General features: G+C 70.9%; 21 protein-coding genes. 12 read left to right on the top strand and 9 right to left on the bottom strand.

All coding sequences use genetic code 11. From position 1 onward, the window contains the following. Window positions 1–220: 220 nt before the first annotated feature. The 4 genes from GE300_RS00935 (at window position 221) to GE300_RS00920 (ending at window position 4,848) form a co-directional block, all read left to right on the top strand. Complete coding sequence (locus tag GE300_RS00935) at window positions 221–532, top strand: hypothetical protein (RefSeq protein ID WP_154443992.1); 312 nt, start codon at window positions 221–223, stop codon at window positions 530–532. A 77-nt stretch (window positions 533–609) separates the two neighbouring features. Continuing rightward, window positions 610–927, top strand: a complete 318-nt coding sequence (locus GE300_RS00930) for a DUF2834 domain-containing protein (protein WP_154443990.1) — start codon at window positions 610–612, stop codon at window positions 925–927. 4 nt (window positions 928–931) lie between these two features. Then, entirely contained in the window at window positions 932–2,200 is a 1,269-nt protein-coding gene (gene lysA / locus GE300_RS00925; RefSeq protein ID WP_154443988.1) for a diaminopimelate decarboxylase, read from the top strand. Between the two features lie 41 nt (window positions 2,201–2,241). Then, window positions 2,242–4,848 (top strand): TIGR02302 family protein, encoded by a 2,607-nt coding sequence (locus GE300_RS00920; RefSeq protein ID WP_154443986.1) that lies wholly within the window; start codon window positions 2,242–2,244, stop codon window positions 4,846–4,848. 180 nt (window positions 4,849–5,028) lie between these two features. Here the strand turns inward: GE300_RS00920 and GE300_RS00915 are convergent, their stop codons facing one another. Further along, a complete protein-coding gene (locus tag GE300_RS00915) occupies window positions 5,029–5,358 on the bottom strand; it encodes a DUF1491 family protein (RefSeq protein ID WP_154443984.1) in 330 nt (109 codons plus the stop codon). Window positions 5,359–5,523: 165 nt separating this feature from the next. Here GE300_RS00915 and GE300_RS00910 point away from each other — a divergent pair, with 165 nt between their 5' ends. Further along, the gene (locus GE300_RS00910) at window positions 5,524–7,041 is read left to right on the top strand and encodes a sensor histidine kinase (RefSeq protein ID WP_154443982.1); all 1,518 of its coding nucleotides are present in this window, start codon (window positions 5,524–5,526) and stop codon (window positions 7,039–7,041) included. A 49-nt stretch (window positions 7,042–7,090) separates the two neighbouring features. On the opposite strand, the gene era is transcribed toward GE300_RS00910, so the two are convergent. From era to rpoZ, 8 genes are all read right to left on the bottom strand, one after another. Next, a complete protein-coding gene (era, locus tag GE300_RS00905) occupies window positions 7,091–8,002 on the bottom strand; it encodes a GTPase Era (RefSeq protein ID WP_154443980.1) in 912 nt (303 codons plus the stop codon). Beyond that, window positions 7,992–8,684 carry a ribonuclease III gene (gene rnc, locus GE300_RS00900; protein WP_154443978.1) on the bottom strand — a complete coding sequence of 231 codons (693 nt, stop codon included), beginning with the start codon at window positions 8,682–8,684 and terminating at the stop codon, window positions 7,992–7,994. Before rnc ends, era begins: the two co-directional genes overlap by 11 nt. Beyond that, window positions 8,681–9,496, bottom strand: a complete 816-nt coding sequence (gene lepB / locus GE300_RS00895) for a signal peptidase I (protein WP_154443976.1) — start codon at window positions 9,494–9,496, stop codon at window positions 8,681–8,683. Before lepB ends, rnc begins: the two co-directional genes overlap by 4 nt. A gap of 60 nt (window positions 9,497–9,556) precedes the next feature. Further along, complete coding sequence (gene acpS, locus GE300_RS00890; protein WP_154443974.1) at window positions 9,557–10,006, bottom strand: holo-ACP synthase; 450 nt, start codon at window positions 10,004–10,006, stop codon at window positions 9,557–9,559. Between the two features lie 89 nt (window positions 10,007–10,095). Next, a complete protein-coding gene (locus GE300_RS00885; protein WP_154443972.1) occupies window positions 10,096–10,911 on the bottom strand; it encodes a pyridoxine 5'-phosphate synthase in 816 nt (271 codons plus the stop codon). Further along, window positions 10,908–11,570, bottom strand: a complete 663-nt coding sequence (locus tag GE300_RS00880; RefSeq protein ID WP_154443970.1) for a DUF2062 domain-containing protein — start codon at window positions 11,568–11,570, stop codon at window positions 10,908–10,910. The genes GE300_RS00885 and GE300_RS00880 overlap by 4 nt, the downstream gene beginning before the upstream one ends. A 55-nt stretch (window positions 11,571–11,625) precedes the next feature. Then, window positions 11,626–13,776, bottom strand: coding sequence for a RelA/SpoT family protein (locus GE300_RS00875; RefSeq protein WP_154444751.1), 2,151 nt, complete (start codon window positions 13,774–13,776; stop codon window positions 11,626–11,628). Window positions 13,777–13,792: 16 nt separating this feature from the next. Continuing rightward, window positions 13,793–14,146, bottom strand: coding sequence for a DNA-directed RNA polymerase subunit omega (rpoZ, locus tag GE300_RS00870; RefSeq protein WP_154443968.1), 354 nt, complete (start codon window positions 14,144–14,146; stop codon window positions 13,793–13,795). 323 nt (window positions 14,147–14,469) lie between these two features. Between rpoZ and GE300_RS00865 the strand changes: the two genes are divergently transcribed. The 7 genes from GE300_RS00865 to rnhA all read left to right on the top strand — a co-directional run bounded on the left by GE300_RS00865 (window position 14,470) and on the right by rnhA (window position 18,639). Continuing rightward, window positions 14,470–15,042 carry a LabA-like NYN domain-containing protein gene (locus GE300_RS00865; RefSeq protein ID WP_154443966.1) on the top strand — a complete coding sequence of 191 codons (573 nt, stop codon included), beginning with the start codon at window positions 14,470–14,472 and terminating at the stop codon, window positions 15,040–15,042. Window positions 15,043–15,152: 110 nt separating this feature from the next. After that, on the top strand, window positions 15,153–15,680 hold the full coding sequence (locus GE300_RS00860) for a uracil-DNA glycosylase family protein (RefSeq protein WP_325063050.1): 528 nt from the start codon (window positions 15,153–15,155) through the stop codon (window positions 15,678–15,680). Between the two features lie 6 nt (window positions 15,681–15,686). Then, window positions 15,687–16,121: a YqaA family protein gene (locus GE300_RS00855; protein ID WP_154443962.1), complete on the top strand. Its 435-nt coding sequence runs from the start codon at window positions 15,687–15,689 to the stop codon at window positions 16,119–16,121. Between the two features lie 80 nt (window positions 16,122–16,201). Further along, window positions 16,202–17,161 carry a 4-hydroxy-3-methylbut-2-enyl diphosphate reductase gene (gene ispH / locus GE300_RS00850; protein ID WP_154443960.1) on the top strand — a complete coding sequence of 320 codons (960 nt, stop codon included), beginning with the start codon at window positions 16,202–16,204 and terminating at the stop codon, window positions 17,159–17,161. After that, complete coding sequence (locus GE300_RS00845; protein ID WP_154443958.1) at window positions 17,161–17,592, top strand: DUF3429 domain-containing protein; 432 nt, start codon at window positions 17,161–17,163, stop codon at window positions 17,590–17,592. The genes ispH and GE300_RS00845 overlap by 1 nt, the downstream gene beginning before the upstream one ends. Before the next feature lie 17 nt (window positions 17,593–17,609). Then, window positions 17,610–18,188, top strand: a complete 579-nt coding sequence (locus GE300_RS00840) for a class I SAM-dependent methyltransferase (RefSeq protein ID WP_154443956.1) — start codon at window positions 17,610–17,612, stop codon at window positions 18,186–18,188. Further along, window positions 18,181–18,639: a ribonuclease HI gene (rnhA, locus tag GE300_RS00835; RefSeq protein ID WP_154443954.1), complete on the top strand. Its 459-nt coding sequence runs from the start codon at window positions 18,181–18,183 to the stop codon at window positions 18,637–18,639. Before GE300_RS00840 ends, rnhA begins: the two co-directional genes overlap by 8 nt. Window positions 18,640–18,703: the final 64 nt, after the last annotated feature.

Genomic DNA, 18,703 nt, shown 5'->3' with positions numbered 1-18,703 from the left:
CGGGCCGCGACGAGGCTGACCGCGGCGCGCGAAGTGGGCGCCGCCGGCGGTTTCGGGCTGTCGGGATCGGGTACCTGAGGGCTGGCCGCGCGCCGTGCCCCGGCCACCGGGCTGCCGGCCGACGCGGCAGGCGAAACAATTCCGTCAAAAGCGTGATTATCGCGTGCGCGCGCGGGTTTGATACCCTGACGTCGCCCGCAGCGAGCCCGAGGCCCGGCCCATGAACATCCGCAAGGAAATCGCTTCCGTCCTGATCGTCGGCTCGCTGCTCATCCTCGCCACCATCGCGTTGATGATCGTCTACTGCTTCGCGGTCAGCAACCGGGGCGTGCACCTTACCGTGGTCGCGATCCTGACCACCTCGGGGCCGCTGGTGGCGCGCGTGTTCGAGGGGCTGGTGCGACGCCGGCAGATCGTGCGCGGCGTGGACCGCAACTGCCTGGCGGCCGAGGACGAGGTGCTGATCTCGCGCACCCTACCGCTGGTGATGCCGGTGGTCGGTGCGATCTTCGCCTACGCGGTCATGCTCTAGCCGTCGATCCCTCAGGGTTGACCGCGCGCCGGGGCCAAGCTACGCCGCGCTGGTCCCACAGCCCCCAGGTCCGCCCCATGTCCGCGCTCCGCATCACCTATCTGGCCCTGACGCTGATCGGCACGGCGCTGCCGACGTATTATTTCGTCGGCTGGCTGGCGGTCAACGGCTGGTCGCCGGCGGCGATGCTAGCTGCCTGGCACGCCAACGCCGCGACCTCGGGGCTGGTCTGGGACCTGACGATCGCCGCGGTGGCGCTGACCGTGTTCGTCATCGCCGAGGCGACGGTGCGCCGCGACTGGCTGTCGCTGGCGGCGATCCCGGCAACCTTTCTCGTCGGGGTGTCCTGCGGGCTGCCCCTGTATCTTTTCCTGCGCTCGCGCCCCCTGGACTGAACCGATGGATCACTTTCTCTACCGCGACGGACAGCTGATGGCCGAGGACGTGCCGCTGGCCGAGATCGCCGCGCAGGTCGGCACGCCGTTCTACGTCTACTCCACCGCCACGCTGGAGCGGCACTACCGCGTGTTCCAGGAGGCGCTGGACGGTCTGGACCACCTGATCTGCTACGCGATGAAGGCGAACTCGAACCAGGCGGTGCTGCGCACGCTGGCGCGGCTGGGCGCCGGCATGGACGTGGTCTCGGGCGGCGAGTACGCGCGGGCGCAGGCCGCCGGCGTGCCGGGCGCGCGGATCGTGTTCTCGGGCGTCGGCAAGACCGAAGGCGAGATGCGCACGGCACTGACCGGCGGCATCCGCCAGTTCAATGTCGAGAGCGAGCCGGAACTGGAACTGCTCAGCCGGGTCGCCGTCGCGATCGGCGCCACCGCCCCGATCGCGATCCGGGTGAACCCGGACGTGGACGCCAGAACCCACGCCAAGATCGCCACCGGCAAGTCCGAGAACAAGTTCGGCATTCCCATCGCCCGCGCGCGCGAGGTCTACGCCCGCGCCGCCGCGCTGCCGGGGATCGCGGTGGTCGGCGTCGACGTGCACATCGGCTCGCAGCTGACCGAGCTGGAGCCGTACCGCGCCGCTTTCACCCGCGTCGCCGAACTGGTGCGCGCGCTGCGCGCCGACGGCCACCGGATCGGCCGCATCGACCTTGGCGGCGGGCTCGGCATTCCCTACGAGGCCAGCAACACCGCGCCGCCGCTGCCGTTCGACTACGGCCGCGTGGTGCGCGAGACGGTGGGCGATCTTGACGCCGAGATCGAGATCGAGCCGGGCCGGCTGATCGCCGGCAACGCCGGGCTGCTGGTGTCGAAGGTGATCTACGTCAAGCACGGCGAGGGCCGCGATTTCCTGATCCTCGACGCGGCGATGAACGATCTGGTGCGCCCGGCGATGTACGACGCGCACCACGACATCGTGCCGCTGGTCGAGCCCGCGCCGGGCGTCGCGCCGCGCCCGATGGACGTGGTCGGCCCGGTCTGCGAGACCGGCGACACCTTCGCCCGCGCGCGCAACCTGCCGCCGCTTGCCGCGGGCGATCTGGTGGCGTTCCGCTCGGCCGGGGCCTATGGCGCGGTGATGGCGTCCGAGTACAATTCGCGCCCGCTGGTGCCCGAGGTGCTGGTGCGCGGGGATCAATTCGCCGTGGTGCGTGCCCGGCCGAGCTTTGACGAAATGCTCTCACGCGATACCATCCCCCATTGGTTGGAGTGAATCGGGCCCGAGACCCGGCTTCGCCGTGGCTGGAGGCAGCGATGCAGACCCCCGAAGACCCCACCACGACCGACGACCCCATCGCGACCGCCGAGGCGCGGCTGGCGACGCAGATCCGCCGGGCGCGCCGGGCGCTGGCGGCGGAGCGCGTCGTGCGCGGATTCTGGCCGGTGGCGACGCTGGCGATGCTGGCGGGCGCGGTCTGGGCGTTCGGCGTGCTGGCGGCGATCGGCCCGGTGGGGGCGCTGGCGGCGCTGGTGCTGCTGGGTCTGGCCTTGCTGGTCGCGCTGTGGCGCGGCGCGCGCGGCTTCCGCTGGCCGACGCGGGCCGAGGCGGTGGCGCGGCTGGACGCGCGGCTGCCGGGGCGGCCGATCTCGGCGCTGCAGGACCGGATCGCCATCGGCGCGAACGACCCCGGCACGCAGGCGCTGTGGGCGCGGCACCTGGAACGCATGGCCGAGCGCGCCGCCGCGGCGCGCGCCGCGCGGCCCGACCTGCGGGTCTCGTCGCGCGATCCCTGGGCGCTGCGCCTTCTGGCGCTGGTCGCGATCATCGCCGCCGCGCTGTTCGCGCGGGCGCCGGCGCCGGTCGAACTGGCAGTGCCGGTCGGCCCCGGCGGGCCGTCCGTCGCCGACATCGCCGCCGGACCCAGCTACGAGGCGTGGGCCAACCCGCCGGCCTACACCGGCCGGCCGACGGTCTACCTGACCGAGGACCGGCCGCGCGACCTGGAGCTGCCGATCGGCACCGAGATCACCGTCCGGGTCTACGGCGGCGAGGCCGGCTTCGCCTTGAGCGAAAGCGTCTCCGGCGCCGGCGCCGGGCTGGAGCCGATCGCCGAGGGCATCCTGTCGACCACGTTCGAGGCGCGGCGGCCCGGGGCGTTCGGCCTGACCCAGCAGGGGCGCGAGCTGGCGGAATGGCAGGTCTCGATCCTGCCCGACCAGCCGCCGGACGTGGCCTTCGCCGAGGAGGTGACGCAGAACGTCTCGGGGGCGATGGAACTGGCCTACAGCGCCAGCGACGACTATGGCGTCGCCGGCGGCACCGCCCGCATCACCCTGGACCTGGACGCGGTGGACCGCCGCTTCGGCCTCGACGCAGCGCCCGAGCCGCGCGAGGCGCTGGTGCTGGACCTGCCGCTGCCGCTGACCGGCGACACCGACCGGATCGACGAAACCCTGGTCGAGGATCTGTCGCGGCATCCCTGGTCCGGGCTGCCGGTCACCATCGAGCTGCAGGTGTTCGACGCCGCCGAGCAGACCGCCGAGGCCGAAGCCGGCGACGTGACGCTGCCCGGCCGCAGCTTCTTCGACCCGCTGGCGCGGGCGGTGCTGGAACAGCGCCGCGACCTGCTGTGGAACCGCGAGAACGCGCCGCGCGTCGACATGATGCTGCGCACCATCACCCACGCGCCCGAGGACATCTTCACCGGCCCGACGGCGTTCATGCTGGTGCGCATGGCGCTGCGCCGGCTGGGTTACGCGCGCGAGGACGGCGAGCTTTCCGCCGCCGAGCGCGACGATGTCGCCGAGCTGTTGTGGAATGCCGCGCTTGCGATCGAGGACGGCACCCTGTCGGACGCGCGCGAGCGCCTGCGCCGGGCGCAGGACCGGCTGTCCGAGGCGCTGCGCAACGGCGCCACCGACGACGAGATCGCGCAGCTGATGGAAGAGCTGCGCCAGGCGATGCAGGACTACATGCAGCAGCTGGCGCAGGAGGCGCTGCGCAATGCCGATGACATGGCGCAGCAGGACCAGCAGAACCAGATGCAGCTGAGCCAGGACCAGCTGCAGCAGCTTCTGGACCGGATCCAGGAACTGGCGGAGAGCGGCCAGCAGGAACAGGCGCAGGCGCTGCTGGAACAGCTGCGACAGATGCTGGAGAACCTGCAGATGCAGGTGCAGCGCGGCGGTCAGGGCCAGCAGGGCCAGCAGATGATGCAGGAGCTGCAGGACACGCTGCGCCAGCAGCAGGGTCTCGCCGACGACAGCTTCCAGGAACTGCAGCGCCAGTTCAACCAGGGCCAGCCGGGTCAGCAGGGCCAGCCGCAGATGCCGGGGCAGGGACAGCTGGGGCAGAACCAGCCCGGTCAGCCGGGGCAGCAGCCGATGCCGAGCCAGCCGGGGCAGGACGGCCAGCCGGGCCTGTCGGCCGAACAGCTGGCCGAGCGGCAGGAAGCGCTGCGCCAGATGCTCGACGGGCTGCGCGGCCGCCTGCCGGCGCCCGGCACCGAGGAGGGCGCCGACGCACGCGAGCGCCTGGGCGACGCCGAGGACAGCATGGGCCAGGCCCGCGACCGGCTGGACGAGGGCGACCTGAGCGGCGCGCTCGACCGACAGGCCGACGTGATGGACGCGCTGCGCGACGGCATCCGCGGGCTGGGCGAGGAAATGCAGCAGGCGCAGCAGAACCAGGGCAACATGGGCGAGCAGCCGGGCGAGGGCTATGCCAACGACAACCGCGACCCGCTGGGCCGGCCGTCGGGGGCGCGCGGCAACATCCGCTCCGACGAGAACATGCTGCCCGGTGTCGACGCCATGCAGCGCGCGCGCGAGCTGTTCGACGAGATCCGCCGCCGCGCCGGCGAGCAGTCCCGCCCGACCGAGGAACTCGATTACCTGCGCCGCCTGCTCGACCGGTTCTGACGCCGCGCCTGCGCCGCAGCCGCGCCCGGCGGCGACGCCGGGCGGACGGTCCGCGCGGCAACCCCGGGACGATCCGCGTAGCGGCGAGCTGACTACGAGAATTGCGGGCCTGCGCGATATCGCACCTGGGTCAGTGTCGGTCGCCGCCGGCCGGCGCGGCTTCGATCCCGATCCGGCCGCTCAGTCCGCCAGACCCGGCTGGTCGAGCAGCGTGCGCCCCTGCCGGTCCTCGACCTCGATCACCCACAGGTCCGGATCGAAACCGCGCTGGCGGGCGGCGGCGGCGTCGACCTCGGCCTCCTCGCCCTCGGCCAGCAGGCCCCACATCCGCACGCCGTCCATCCCGAACTGCCGCTGGAACAGCCGGGCCTGCCCGTCGAGCGTGTTCAGCTTCACCAGAACCGCGCCGGCGGTGGCGTCGCCGCTGGCGACGACGAAGGCGGGAATGTCCGCAAGCCGCAGCCGCGCCAGGTAGGCGCGGACCCAGAAATCGGCGGTGACGCGGGTCATGACCGGAAAATGCTGCGCTGTTTCATCCGCGCCTGAAAGCACAGAACGCCACGCCGCGAAAGGGCGCGCGGCGATGCATCGCCATCCTCGGTGGCAGGGCCCGTTTCGGCTCGACAGCGCGTGCCGGCAGGAATACTCAGGTTCGATGCTGACAGGAGGGCTGCGGTGAACGATCTGGAGTCCCTTCTTGCCCGCGCGCTCGACGCGGTGGTGGGGATGGACCAATGCGGCCGGGTGACCGCCTGGAACCGGACGGCCGAGGAGATCTTCGGCTGGTCGCGAAGCGAGGTGATCGGTGCCCGGCTGGGCGATCTGATCGTGCCGCCCGAACACCGCGAGGCGCACGAGCGCGGTCTCGAACACTATAACCGGACCGGCGAGGGCCCGGTGCTGGAGACGCGGATCCGCATCGATGCGCGGCACCGGGACGGGCACCGGTTCCCGATCGAGCTGTCGATCTTCCCGATGAAGGAGGACGGCGGCAGGCGGATCTTCTATGGTTTCATGCGCAGTCTTGCCGCCGAGGTGCGCCACCGCCGCGAACAGGAACTGCGCACCCGCGAGGCCGAAATCCTGCTGCAGGTGGCCGACAAGCTGCTCGAGGACATCTCGTTCGAGGATTTCACCCTGTTCTGCCTCGAAGAGGTCTGCGCGCTGGCCGGGCTGCATGCGGGGCACCTGTTCACCGTGCGCGGCAGCGGGCGGGAGCGGACGCTGGTGCCCAGCAACATCTGGCACATCAGCGAGCGGCGGTTCGCGCCGGTGATCGACGCCACCCGGCAGGTGCGCTTGGGGTACGGAGAGGGATTGCCCGGCCGCGCGTGGCGGGAGGGCAGCCTGGTGTATCAGCCCGACCTGGCGTCGGACCTCGGCTTCGCGCGGCGCGACGCCTTTTCCGGTGCCGGGCTGACCTGCGGCATAGCCCTGCCGGTGCTGCGCGGCGGCAATGTCCACGCGGTGCTCGAATTCTTCGGCACCGAGGCGTCGCGTTTCGATCCCGACATCCTGCGCCTGGTGCGGACCGTGGGCAGCCAGATCGGCCTGGCGATCCAGCGCAAGCACGAGGCGGAACGCCGCGAGACGCTGCGCGGCGAGCTTGCGCACCGGGTCAGCAACAGCCTCACGATCCTCGCCTCGATCTACCGCAACTGCGCCCGCAGCGCCGCCACGATCGAGGATCTGTCCGCCGCGTTCCTCGGCCGGCTGACGGCGGTCGGCAACGCCAACCGGCTGGCGATCCAGGAGGCGGACCAGTCCGTCGAGCTTGTGGATCTGGTCCGCGAGGCGATCGGTCTGGTGCCCGAGTCCGGGAAGGTGCCCGTCGACGTGCCGGCGCTGAAGATCGCAAGCGACATGGTGATGCCGCTGTCACTGGTCCTGAACGAGCTGGCCACCAACGCGCTGAAGCACGGCGATCACGACTCCGGCGATCTCGCGCTGATGATCCGCGGCGAGATCGACGCCGATTCCGGCGATCTGGTGCTGTACTGGCACGAACGACGGACCGAGCCGCTGAGCGCCGATCCGACCGCGCGCGTCGGCTTCGGCAGCCGGCTGATCTCGGGCATGATCGAGGGCCGGCTGGGCGGGCGGTTCGAGCGCCACATCGACGCCTGCGGCTGCCGGGTCCAGATCCGCGTTCCGCTGGGCGTCGCGCACGCGCCGGCCGCGGCGCAAGGCTAACGCGCCGGCGGCCGGGCCGCGGCCGCCACGGCCCCTGCCGTGCGCCGGCTCAGCTGCCGTCCGAGTAATCCAGCCCCATCTCGGAATAGCGCTCGGCCTCGTTCTGCCAGTTCTCGCGCACCCGCACTTCGATGAACAGATGCACCTTGCGGTCCAGGAACGCGGACAGCTCCTGCCGGGCCATGGTGCCGACCTGTTTCATCGTCTGGCCCTTGGGGCCCAGCGCGATGCCGCGATGGCCGGGGCGGGCGACGTAGACCACCTGCTCGATCCGCACCGAGCCGTCCTTGCGTTCCTCCCACTGCTCGGTCTCGACCGTCAGCTGGTAGGGCAGTTCCTGGTGCAGGCGCAGGGTCAGCTTCTCGCGGGTGATCTCGGCGGCGATCATCCGCAGCGGCAGATCGGCGATCTGGTCCTCGGGGTAGAGCCAGGGGCCGTCGGGCATCCGCGCGCCCAGCCAGGACTTCAGGTCGGCGACGCCATGACCCTTCTCGGCCGAGATCATGAACGTCGCGGCGAAATCGCGGCGGGCGTTCAGTTGCTGGCTCAGCGCCAGCAATGCCTCGCGCTTCACCCGGTCGATCTTGTTGATCGCCAGCACGACCGGCTTGCCGACGCGCTCCGCCAGCGCCTCGAGGATGCTTTCCACGCCCTCGGTGATGCCGCGGTGCGCCTCGACCATCAGCACGACGATGTCGGCGTCGGCGGCACCGGACCAGGCCGCGCTGACCATCGCCCGGTCCAGGCGGCGGCGCGGCGCGAACAGGCCGGGCGTGTCGACGAAGACGATCTGCGCGGCCCCTTCCAGCGCGACGCCGCGGATCCGGGCGCGGGTGGTCTGCACCTTGTGGGTGACGATCGAGACCTTGGCCCCGACCATCCGGTTCAGCAGCGTCGACTTGCCGGCGTTCGGCTCGCCGATCAGCGCGACGAAGCCGCAGCGGGTCTGCTCATCGGTCATCTGTGCTCTCCAGCCGCTCCAGCAGCATGGCGGCGGCGGCCTGCTGTGCGGCGCGTTTCGAATTCGCGGTGGCGGTGGCACGCTCGCCCGAGGCAAGGGTCGCGGCGATGGTGAACACCGGCGCATGGTCGGGGCCCGCGCGGGCCTCCTCGATGTAGTCCGGGGGCGCCATGCCCCGCGCCTGCGCCCATTCCTGCAGCGCGGTCTTGGCGTCGGTGCCGTGCTCGTCGGCGCGGGCGATGCGGTCGTGCCACAGCCGCAGCACCAGCGCGCGGGTGTGCTCGAAGCCGGCGTCGAGGTAGACGGCGGCGATCACCGCCTCCATCGCGTCGGCCAGCAGCGCCTGCTTGCGGCGCCCGCCGGTGGCGCGTTCGGACTTGCCCATCATCAGCGCGTCGCCCAGCTGGATCGCCTCGGCGACCTCGGCCAGCGCCTCGCGGCGGACCAGGTTGTTGAAGCGCGGCGCCAGCGCGCCCTCGCGGGCGTTGGTGTCGGCGGCCAGCAGCGCCTCGGCGATCACCAGGCCGAGGATCCGGTCGCCGAGAAACTCCAGCCGCTGGTTGTCGCGCCGCACCGGCCCCGACAGCGAGGCATGGGTCAGCGCCTCCACCAGCAGGCGCGGGTCGGTGAAGTCGTGGCCGAGCCGCGTCGCGAACGCCGCCTGTGCCGGGTTCAGCTTCAATTCACCGCCTTGAAGAAGCGGTCGCCGCGCCAGGTCCAGAAATACAGGATCGAGGCGCCGGCGGACGAGAAGATGATGCGGTCCGCGCGGCCGATCAGGTTGCGGTAGGGCACGAAGCCGACGCCGTTTGCGGCGGGGCTGAAGCGGCTGTCGACCGAGTTGTCGCGGTTGTCGCCCATGAAGAAGAAATGCCCCTCGGGCACGGTGAAAGGCCCCTTGTCGTCGGCCGGGGTGTCGTCGATGTTCAGCACGCTGTAGCTCTTGCCGCCGGGCAGCGTCTCGGTGAACTTCTCCTTGCTGCACTCGCCGCCCAGGCCGACCGGGCCGTCGCGCAGGCAGCGCGGGAAGCTGCCCATCGGGCCCTGTGCCAGGTAGGTCTCGGTGAAGCTGCCGGCGGGGTCCTGCGGCACCGGCTCGCCGTTCAGGATGACGCGGCCGCCGCGGGTCTCGACGGTGTCGCCGGGCAGGCCGATCAGCCGCTTGATGTAGTCCTCGCCGGTGGCGGGATGGCGGAACACCACCACGTCGCCGCGCTCGGGCATCGAGCCCAGCAGCCGGCCTTCCTTGTCCTCGAACGCGCCGCACAGGTTGAAGCTCTTGTAGGACGGGCACGACATCGCCGAATAGCCGTAGGCGAACTTGTTCACGAACAGGAAATCGCCGATCAGCAGCGTGTCCTTCATCGAGCCGGACGGAATCCAGAACGGCTGGAACAGCAGCGTGCGGATGATCCCGGCCAGCACCAGCGCATAGACCAGGGTCTTGATCAGTTCCAGCAGGCCGCCGCCTGCGGCCTTCGCCCGCTTACTCATCTGCTCGAATGTCCTCGTCCCGGGAAACAGGGCCGCTTGTCGCGCCTGACCCTGCCTCTGTCAAGCGTCCGCCCCGATGTCGCCACCGGGGCCCGGCGCGGGCGGCGCGCCGGCCGCCGGCCGCGCCTCGATCACCACGAACGCCTGCGCCCACGGGTGGTCGTCGGTCAGGGTGACGTGGATCACCGCCTCGTGGCCGGGCGGGGTGATCTGCCGCAGCCGCTCGGCCGCCCAGCCGCTGACGTGCATTACCGGCTGCCCGGTGGTCAGGTTGCTGACCGACATGTCCTTCCAGCCGATGCCCATGCGCAGCCCGGTGCCCAGCGCCTTCGAGCACGCCTCCTTCGCCGCCCAGCGCTTGGCATAGGTGCCGACGGTATCGGCGCGGCGCTCGGCCTTGCGCTGCTCGGTCTCGGTGAAGACGCGGGTGCGGAACCGGTCGCCGAAACGCTCCAGCGTCGCGCCGATGCGGTCGATGTTGCACAGGTCGGTGCCGATGCCGAGAATCATGCTGCCTGCCGGGGGATAATCTGTCTGATGCCTGACCGCGCCCTTGTAGGTGCAACGCGCGCCGGGGGCAACGCCACCGCGGCGGTGGCTCAGGCCGCGCCCTCGCCGAAGGCGGCGCGGCGGGCGGCGTCCATCTCGGCACGCATCCGGCGGATGGCGCTGTCGAGGCCCGAAAAGATCGCCTCGCCGATCAGGTAGTGGCCGATGTTCAGCTCCATCACCTCGGGGAAGGCGGCGACGGGGCGCACCGTGTCGTAGGTCAGGCCGTGGCCGGCGTGCACCTCCAGCCCCAGCTCGTGCGCGAAGCGGGCCATATCGCGCAGGCGCGCCAGCTCGCGCTCGCGGTCCTCGGTGCGGCCCTCGGCATGGGCGTCGCAATAGGCGCCGGTGTGCAGTTCGATCACCGGCGCGCCGATGCGGTGCGCGGCCTCGATCTGGCGCCGGTCGGCGGCGATGAAGATCGACACCCGGCAGCCGGCGTCGCGCAGCGGGGCGATGAAATGCGCCAGCCGGTTCTCGTCCTGCGCCACCTCCAGCCCGCCCTCGGTGGTCCGCTCCTCGCGCTTTTCGGGGACGATGCAGACCGCGTGCGGGGTGTGGCGCAGGGCGATCGCCTGCATCTCGTCGGTGGCGGCCATCTCGAAGTTCAGCGGCACCGAGATCTGGGCCAGCAGCGCCTCGATGTCGCGGTCGCGGATGTGGCGCCGGTCCTCGCGCAGGTGCGCGGTGATGCCGTCGGCGCCGGCGGCCTCGGCCAGGACCGCGGCCCGCACCGGGTCGGGCACGTCGCCGCCGCGGGCGTTGCGCACGGTGGCGACGTGATCGATGTTCACGCCCAGACGCAGGCGGCCCAGCGGACGTTTCAATCCGGGGATATCCGGTCCGGTCGTCGGCTGCCCGGTCATCGGCCGCCCTCCTCGATCAGGCGCTTGCGCGCCGGCGCGGCCGAGGCGATGCGCTGCTGCGCCCGCTCGAACAGCCGCTTGCGGCGCCGCGCCTGATACGCGGCGACCAGCGGCCGGGTCAGGAAATACATTGCCGTGGCGGTGGCCAGCCCTGGCAGGATGCCGCCCACGAAGTAGGGCACGAACACCTCCCAGAAGAAGGTGCCCAGCGGTTGCCAGGCGGGCTCGCCGAAGCCGAACATCGCCTTGGTCGACTGCCACAGGCCCGAGGTCGCGCCGGCGAAGCCTTCCCTCAGGCTGTGCATGCTCTCGCCGCTGCGCGCCGCGCCCATGATCTTGCGGCCCAGGCCCAGCGCGGTGCCGGCGATGAACGGAAAGGTCAGCGGGTTTCCGAACAGCGTGCCCAGGAACGACGCCAGCAGGTTGCCGCGCACGATCAGCGCGAGGATCCCGGCATAGATGAAATGCAGCCCGAACAGCGGGCTGAACGACACGAAGACGCCGCAGGCGAACCCCAGGGCGATCTTGTGCGGCGTGTCGGGCAGCCGCTTCAGCCGGTGGCCGAAATACTCGATCGCACGCCGCCAGCCCGAGGACGGGTAGATGAACTCCCGTACCTGCCTGACCGTCGACAGCGGTTTGCGGCGCTTGAACACCATGACGCCGGAACGCCCCTTCCCGTTTCCTCGCCCGGCCCCCCGCGGGGGCGGGATTTCATACCTTGTGACGCACCGGTTCGGCCGATGCCCCGCGCAACCTGCGTACCTGGCTGATGTCCGAATCGGCCTCCAGCGCGGTCTGCACGTTGTGCAGATGCTTCATGTCGCGCACTTCCAGATCGATAACCATCCGATAGAAATCCGGTTTCCGATCGGTAAACACGATGTCGCTGATATTCGCGTGCTGCTCGCCGATCAAGGTGCAGATCCGTCCAAGTACACCGGCGTCGTTCGCCACCGTCGCCTCGATACTCGCCAAATGGGGCACGCGTGCGGCAGAGGGCGTCCACGCCAGGTCGATCCAGTTCTCGGCGTCGTCCTCCAGCGCGGCCAGCGTCGGGCAGTCGATGGCATGCACCTGCACGCCCTGACCCTTGACCGCGATGCCGATGATCCGCTCGCCCGGGATCGGCTGGCAGCAGGGCGCGGGCTGCGCGCGCTGGCCGTCGCCCAGGCCGACGATCGGGCGCTCGGCGTCGGCGTCGGCGGCGTGGCCGGGGCGCCCGGACTGGTCGATCAGCTCGGGGTAGAGCGTGCCGACCAGGTCGCGCCCGGTGACCTCGGCCGCGCCCAGCCGCGCCAGCAACTCGTCGGCGTCGGGCAGGCCCATCTGGTTGGCGGCGGTGCGCAGCGCCTTGTCGCTGGCCTTCTTGCCGATCCGCTCCAGCGCCACGCGGGCGATCTCGCGGCCCAGGGCGATGTGTCCGGCGCGGTGCTCCTCGCGCAGGCTGCGGCGGATCGCCGCCTTCGCCCGGCCGGTGACCACCATGTCCTCCCAGCTGGCCTGCGGTCGCTGGCCCTCGGCGCGGATGATGGTCACCGACTGGCCGTTGCGCAGCCGGGTCCACAGCGGCACGCGCTGGCCGTCGACCTTGGCGCCGACGCATGAATCGCCGATCCGCGTATGGATCGCGTAGGCGAAGTCGATCGGCGTGGCGCCGCGCGGCAGCTTGATGACCTCGCCCTTGGGGGTGAAGCAGAACACCTGGTCGGTGAACATCTCCAGCTTGACGTGCTCGAGAAAGTCGTTCGGGTTGTCCGCCGCCTCGAAGCGCTCGGTCAGCTGCGCCAGCCAGCGCACCGGGTCGACCGCGAACGGGTTCTCGAACCGCTCGCCCTCGCGGTAGGACCAGTGCGCGGCGACGCCGGTCTCGGCGACCTCGTGCATCTGCCGGGTGCGGATCTGGATCTCGACCCGCTTCGCGCTGCGCCCCGACACCGTGGTGTGGATCGAGCGGTAGCCGTTCGACTTCGGCTGGCTGATGTAGTCCTTGAACCGCCCCGGCACCGCCGCCCAGCGGCGATGCACCGCGCCCAGCGCGACATAGCAGTCCTCGACGCTGCCGGTGATGATGCGGAAGCCGTAGATATCCGACAGGCGGCCGAACACCTCGCCCTTTTCCTGCATCTTGCGCCAGATCGAGTAGGGCTTCTTCTCGCGGCCCATGACCTGCGCCTCGACGCCGCAGTCGTCCAGCAGCTTGCGGATGTCCTCGGTGATCCGGGGAATCAGGTCGCCGGTGTCCTTCTTCAGGGTGATGAAGCGGCGCATGATCGACTGGCGCGCGTCCGGGTTCAGCACCCGGAACGAGATGTCCTCGAGTTCCTCGCGCATCCACTGCATGCCCATGCGGCCGGCCAGCGGCGCGTAGATGTCCATCGTCTCGCGCGCCTTGCGGACCTGCTTCTCGTGCGGCAGGAACTTGATCGTGCGCATGTTGTGCAGACGGTCGGCAAGCTTGACCAGGATCACCCGCAGATCCTTGGACATCGAGATCAGCAGCTTGCGGAAGTTCTCGGCCTGCTCGGTCTCGACCGAGGACAGCTCGAGGTTGGTCAGCTTGGTGACGCCGTCGACCAGCTGCGCGACATCGCCGCCGAAGCGTTTCTCCAGCGCGCGGAAGGTCGAGCCGGTGTCCTCGATCGTGTCGTGCAGCAACGCGGTGACGATGGTGGCGTCGTCCAGCCGCTGCTCGGCCAGCAGGCACGCGACCTCGACCGGGTGGCTGAAGTAGGGCTCCCCGGACGAGCGCAGCTGGCCCTCGTGCGCCGCCATGCCATAGGCATAGGCGGCGCGGATCAGCGACTCGTCGGACCGGGGGTTGTAGACCTTGATGAGGTCGACAAGTTCGTCGTCGCTCAGCATCTCGGTCAAGGCGGGTTCACCCCTCGCCCTGCGCCTCCATCAGGGCGCGCAGCAACTTCTCTTCGGACTGGTCGTCCTCGGCCGGGGCGGGCTGGTCGTTCGACATCAGCAGCGCCATCGAGTCCTCTTCGGGCTCGTCGACCTCGATCTGACGCTGGTTGCTCTCGATCGCGCTCTCGCGCAGCGTCTCGGCGGTCAGCGTCTCGTCCGCGATCTCGCGCAGGGCGACGACCGGGTTCTTGTCGTTGTCGCGGTCGACGGTCAGACCGGCGCCCGAGGACAACTCGCGCGCGCGGTGCGCGGCAAGCATCACTAGCTCGAAACGGTTCGGAACTTTGTCGACGCAATCTTCGACGGTTACGCGGGCCATGAAAGCCACCTCCGGTCAAGTGTCAGGCTGCGGAAAGCACTCAGATACGCATCGGCGGCGGGAAATGCAAGGGCGAAGCGACGCCGGCGGGGGCGCATCCGCGGCGCCGGGGGCCGGGCAGGCGGACCCCACGCGATCGCGTGGCCCGGGCCACGGGTCAGTATCCGCGCCCGGACCTATCCGATAGGATATATGCAAGGCATTCCGGATATTCGGGGTTTTACCTGCGCGCACGGCGAACTACCTTCACACCGTTGTCGCATTTACAAGCCCCGCGGAATTGCAGCCGGCGGGCCAAACGCATTCAGGAGCGCGCCCCCACCATGTTTTATCGCGATGAGCGCCTCGCGCTTTTCATTGACGGATCAAACCTTTATGCGGCCGCGAAGGCGCTGGGCTTCGACATCGACTACAAGCTGCTGCGGGCCGAGTTCATGCGCCGCGGCAAACTGCTGCGTGCGTTCTACTACACCGCTCTGCTTGAGACGGACGAGTACTCGCCGATCCGCCCGCTGGTCGACTGGCTGCACTACAACGGCTTCGCCATGGTGACCAAGCCCGCCAAGGAGTTCACCGACGCCGCCGGCCGCCGCAAGGTCAAGGGCAACATGGACATCGAGCTGGCCGTCGACGCGATGGAACTGGCGCCGCATGTCGACCACATCGTGCTGTTCTCCGGCGACGGCGACTTCCGCCCGCTGGTCGAAAGCCTGCAGCGCTCGGGCGTGCGGGTCTCGGTGGTCTCGACGATCCGCTCGCAGCCACCGATGATCGCCGACGAGCTGCGCCGGCAGGCCGACAACTTCATCGAACTCGAGGATCTGCGCGAGGTCATCGGCCGTCCCCCGCGCGAGGACAACCCGCGCTACCAGCAGCGCGAGGCGGAAGAAAGCTGATCGCCGCAAAGTCGCTGCCCGAGCCGCCGCGCGAGTGCGCGCGCTGTCCGCGACTGGTTGCCTACCGCCGCACGCTCGCCGCCGCGCACCCGGACTGGTGGGGCGGCGCCGTGCCGTCCTTCGGTCCGGACGACGCGCGGCTGCTGGTGCTGGGTCTGGCGCCGGGGCGGATGGGCGCACACCGCACCGGGCGCGCCTTCACCGGCGACGCCTCCGGGCCCACGCTCTACGCGGCGCTGGCGGCGCACGGCTTCACCCGCGGCACCTTCGACGGCCGCCCCGACGACGGGCTGGACCTGGTCGACTGCATGGTCAGCAATGCGGTGCGCTGCGTGCCGCCCGCGAACCGGCCCACGGCGGCCGAGACCGCCGGCTGCCGCCCCTACCTTGCCGCGCGCCTCGCGGCGCTGCCGCGGCTGCGCGCGGTGCTGTGCCTGGGCCGCGTCGCGCACGAGGCGCTGCTGCGCGCGCTGGGCGCGCGGCTGGCAGACCATCCCTTCGCGCACGGCGCGCGGCACGCGGTGTCCGGGCTGGCAGTGTTCGACAGCTACCACTGCTCGCGCTACAACATGAACACGGGGCGGCTGACGCCGCAGATGTTCCATGCTGTTGTCGGCGCGGTCGCCGCCGAGTTCTGAGGTGCGATGACCGAATCCCTGCTGTCGCTGGTCGGGCTGTTCGTGGCAGCCTTCGGCGCCGCCACCCTGCTGCCGTTCCAGTCCGAAGTGGTGTTCGTCGGCCTGCAGTTGCGCGGCGTGGCCGCGCCCTGGCTGCTGGTGCTGGTGGCCAGCGTCGGCAACACGCTGGGCTCGGTGCTGAACTGGGCGATCGGGCGCGGGATCGAGCGATTCCGCGGCCGGCGCTGGTTTCCGGTGACCGACGCGCAACTGGCGAAGGCGCAGGACTGGTATGTGCGCTGGGGGCTGTGGTCGCTGCTGGTCAGCTGGGCGCCGTTCGGCGACGCGGTGACGGTGGTGGCGGGGGTGATGCGCTGCCCGCTGTGGGTGTTCGTGACCATCGTCGGGGCGGTCAAGACCGCGCGCTATGTGCTGCTGCTCTGGGGCGTGGGGCTTCTCTGACCGGCTTTCTCCGCGCGCCGTCTGGCATCCCGGCGTGCCAGTCCATATAGTCCGCCCGAACCCGAACACCGGAGGTCCGCATGACACCGCTGACGCTGTATCTGGCCGCGCCACGGGGCTTCTGCGCCGGCGTCGACCGCGCCATCAAGATCGTCGAGATGGCGATCGAGAAATGGGGCGCGCCGGTCTACGTCCGGCACGAGATCGTGCACAACAAGTTCGTCGTCGACGGGCTGCGCGACAAGGGCGCGGTGTTCGTCGAGGATCTCGACGACTGCCCGCCCGACCGGCCGGTGATCTTTTCCGCGCACGGCGTGCCCAAGGCGATCCCGGCCGAGGCCGAGCGGCGCCGGATGGTCTATGTCGACGCCACCTGCCCGCTGGTCTCGAAGGTGCACATCGAGGCGGACCGGCATCACCGCAACGGCCTGCAGATGGTGATGATCGGCCACGCCGGCCACCCCGAGACGATCGGCACCATGGGCCAGCTGCCCGAGGGCGAGGTGCTGCTGGTCGAGACCGAGGCCGATGTCGGCAGGCTGGAGCCTCGCGATCCCGCGCGGCTGGCCTTCATCACCCAGACGACGCTTTCGGTGGACGATACCGCCGGCATCGTCGCGGCGCTGAAGGCGCGATTCCCGGAGATCATCGGGCCGCACAAGGAAGACATCTGCTACGCCACCACCAACCGCCAGCAGGCGGTCAAGGCGATGGCACCGAAGATCGACGCGCTGCTGGTGATCGGCGCGCCGAACTCGTCGAACTCGCGGCGGCTGGTCGAGGTCGGCGCGCGCTCGGGCTGCGGCTATGCGCAGCTGGTGCAGCGCGCCGCCGACATCGACTGGCGCGCGCTGGAAGGCGCGCGGGCAGTGGGCATCACCGCCGGCGCCTCGGCCCCCGAGGCGCTGGTCGAGGAGGTGATCGACGCCTTCCGCGCCCGCTATGCGGTGACCATGCAGGAGGTGACGACCGCGGTCGAGAACGTCGAGTTCAAGGTGCCCCGCGTGCTGCGCGAAGGCCCCGAGGCGGTCCGCGCCTGATGGCCGGCGCGCGGGTGCCGCTGCCCGCCGCGGCGCTGGGCGTGGCGGGGCTGCTGCCTTTCGCCGCCGGCGCGCTGGCGGCCTGGGGGCTGATGCCCGGCATCTCGAACCCGTTCACCGGGCTGCTGGTCCTGCAGACTTACGGTGCGGCGATCCTGGCGTTCATGGGCGGCTGCCTGTGGGGCTTTGCCGCGCAGGCGGCGCGCGCCGGCTGGCTGGCGCTGGGCCTGTCGGCGATCCCGGCGCTGTGGGCGTTCGGCGCGAACTTCGCCGCCGACGCGATCGAGGCGCTGATCGCGGGCTTCGTCGTACTGATGCTGCTCGACGCGGTGTCGGTGGCGCGCGGCCTCGGCCCCGCCTGGTGGCTGCGGCTGCGGCTGCCGCTGACCGCGGTGGTGCTGATCTGCCTGATCGCCGGGGCGCTTGCGTGAGCGCGGATCCCGCTACCATGGCCTATTACGACGCCGAGGCACGCGCCTTCGGCGATCACGCCGAGGCGCAGGCCGACCACGTCCGGCTGGAGGCCTTCGCGGCGCTGCTGCCGGACGGCGGCCGGGTGCTGGACTACGGCTGCGGCACCGGCTGGGCGGCGGCGGCGCTGGCGGCCAGGGGCTTTCGCGCCGACGCCACCGACGCCAGCGAGGGCATGATTGCCGAGGCCGCCCGCCGCCACGGCGTCGCGGCGCGGCGCGCGGTGTTCCGCACGCTCTCGGTGCGCCAGCGCTACGACGGGATCTGGTGCGCCGACGCGCTGCACCACGCCGACCGCGCCGACCGCGCCGCGATCTTCGAGCGCATGGGCACCGCGCTGCGCCCCGGCGCGCCGCTGTTCCTGTCGGTGCTCAAGGGCCCCGTCGACTGGCGCGACGAGCGCGGCTGCCTGTTCTGCCCCTTCCGCGAGGACGAGATGACCGAACTTCTGGCCGCGAACGGCTTCGAGATGCCGGACTACGACCACGGCACCGGGCGGCTGTTCGACGGCAAGCCGGTGCTGACGCTGTATGTGCAGGCCCTCGCCCATGGCTGAGATCGTGGCCTATACCGACGGCGCCTGTTCCGGCAATCCCGGCCCCGGCGGCTGGGGCGTGGTGCTGCAGGCGCGCGACGGCGAGCGGGTGATCAAGCAGCGCGAGCTGTCCGGCGGCGAGGCGCTGTCAACCAACAACCGGATGGAGCTGACCGCCGCGATCGAGGCGCTGCGTGCGCTCGGCAAGCCCACCGCGGTGCGGATCGTCACCGACAGCACCTATGTCCGCGACGGCATCACCAAATGGGTACACGGCTGGAAGCGCAACGGCTGGAAGACCGCGGCGCGGAAGCCGGTGAAGAACGCCGAGCTGTGGCGCGAACTGGACGAGGCCGCCCGCGCCCACGACGTCACCTGGGACTGGATCAAGGGCCACGCCGGCCACCCCGAGAACGAGCGCGCGGACGAGCTGGCCCGGGGCGGCATGGCGCCGTTCAAGCGCGCGGGCTGAGGCTCCGGGGCCGGCGCAGGGCGCGGCCGGCGGATCCGGCCCGCGCGGCTCAGCGTTCGCGGAA

The sequence above is a fragment of the Halovulum marinum genome (assembly GCF_009697225.1).
Taxonomy (GTDB): Bacteria; Pseudomonadota; Alphaproteobacteria; order Rhodobacterales; family Rhodobacteraceae; genus Halovulum; species Halovulum marinum.
Note: the sequence above shows the minus strand (reverse complement) of the source record. Positions and strands in the feature narration are given on the sequence as shown.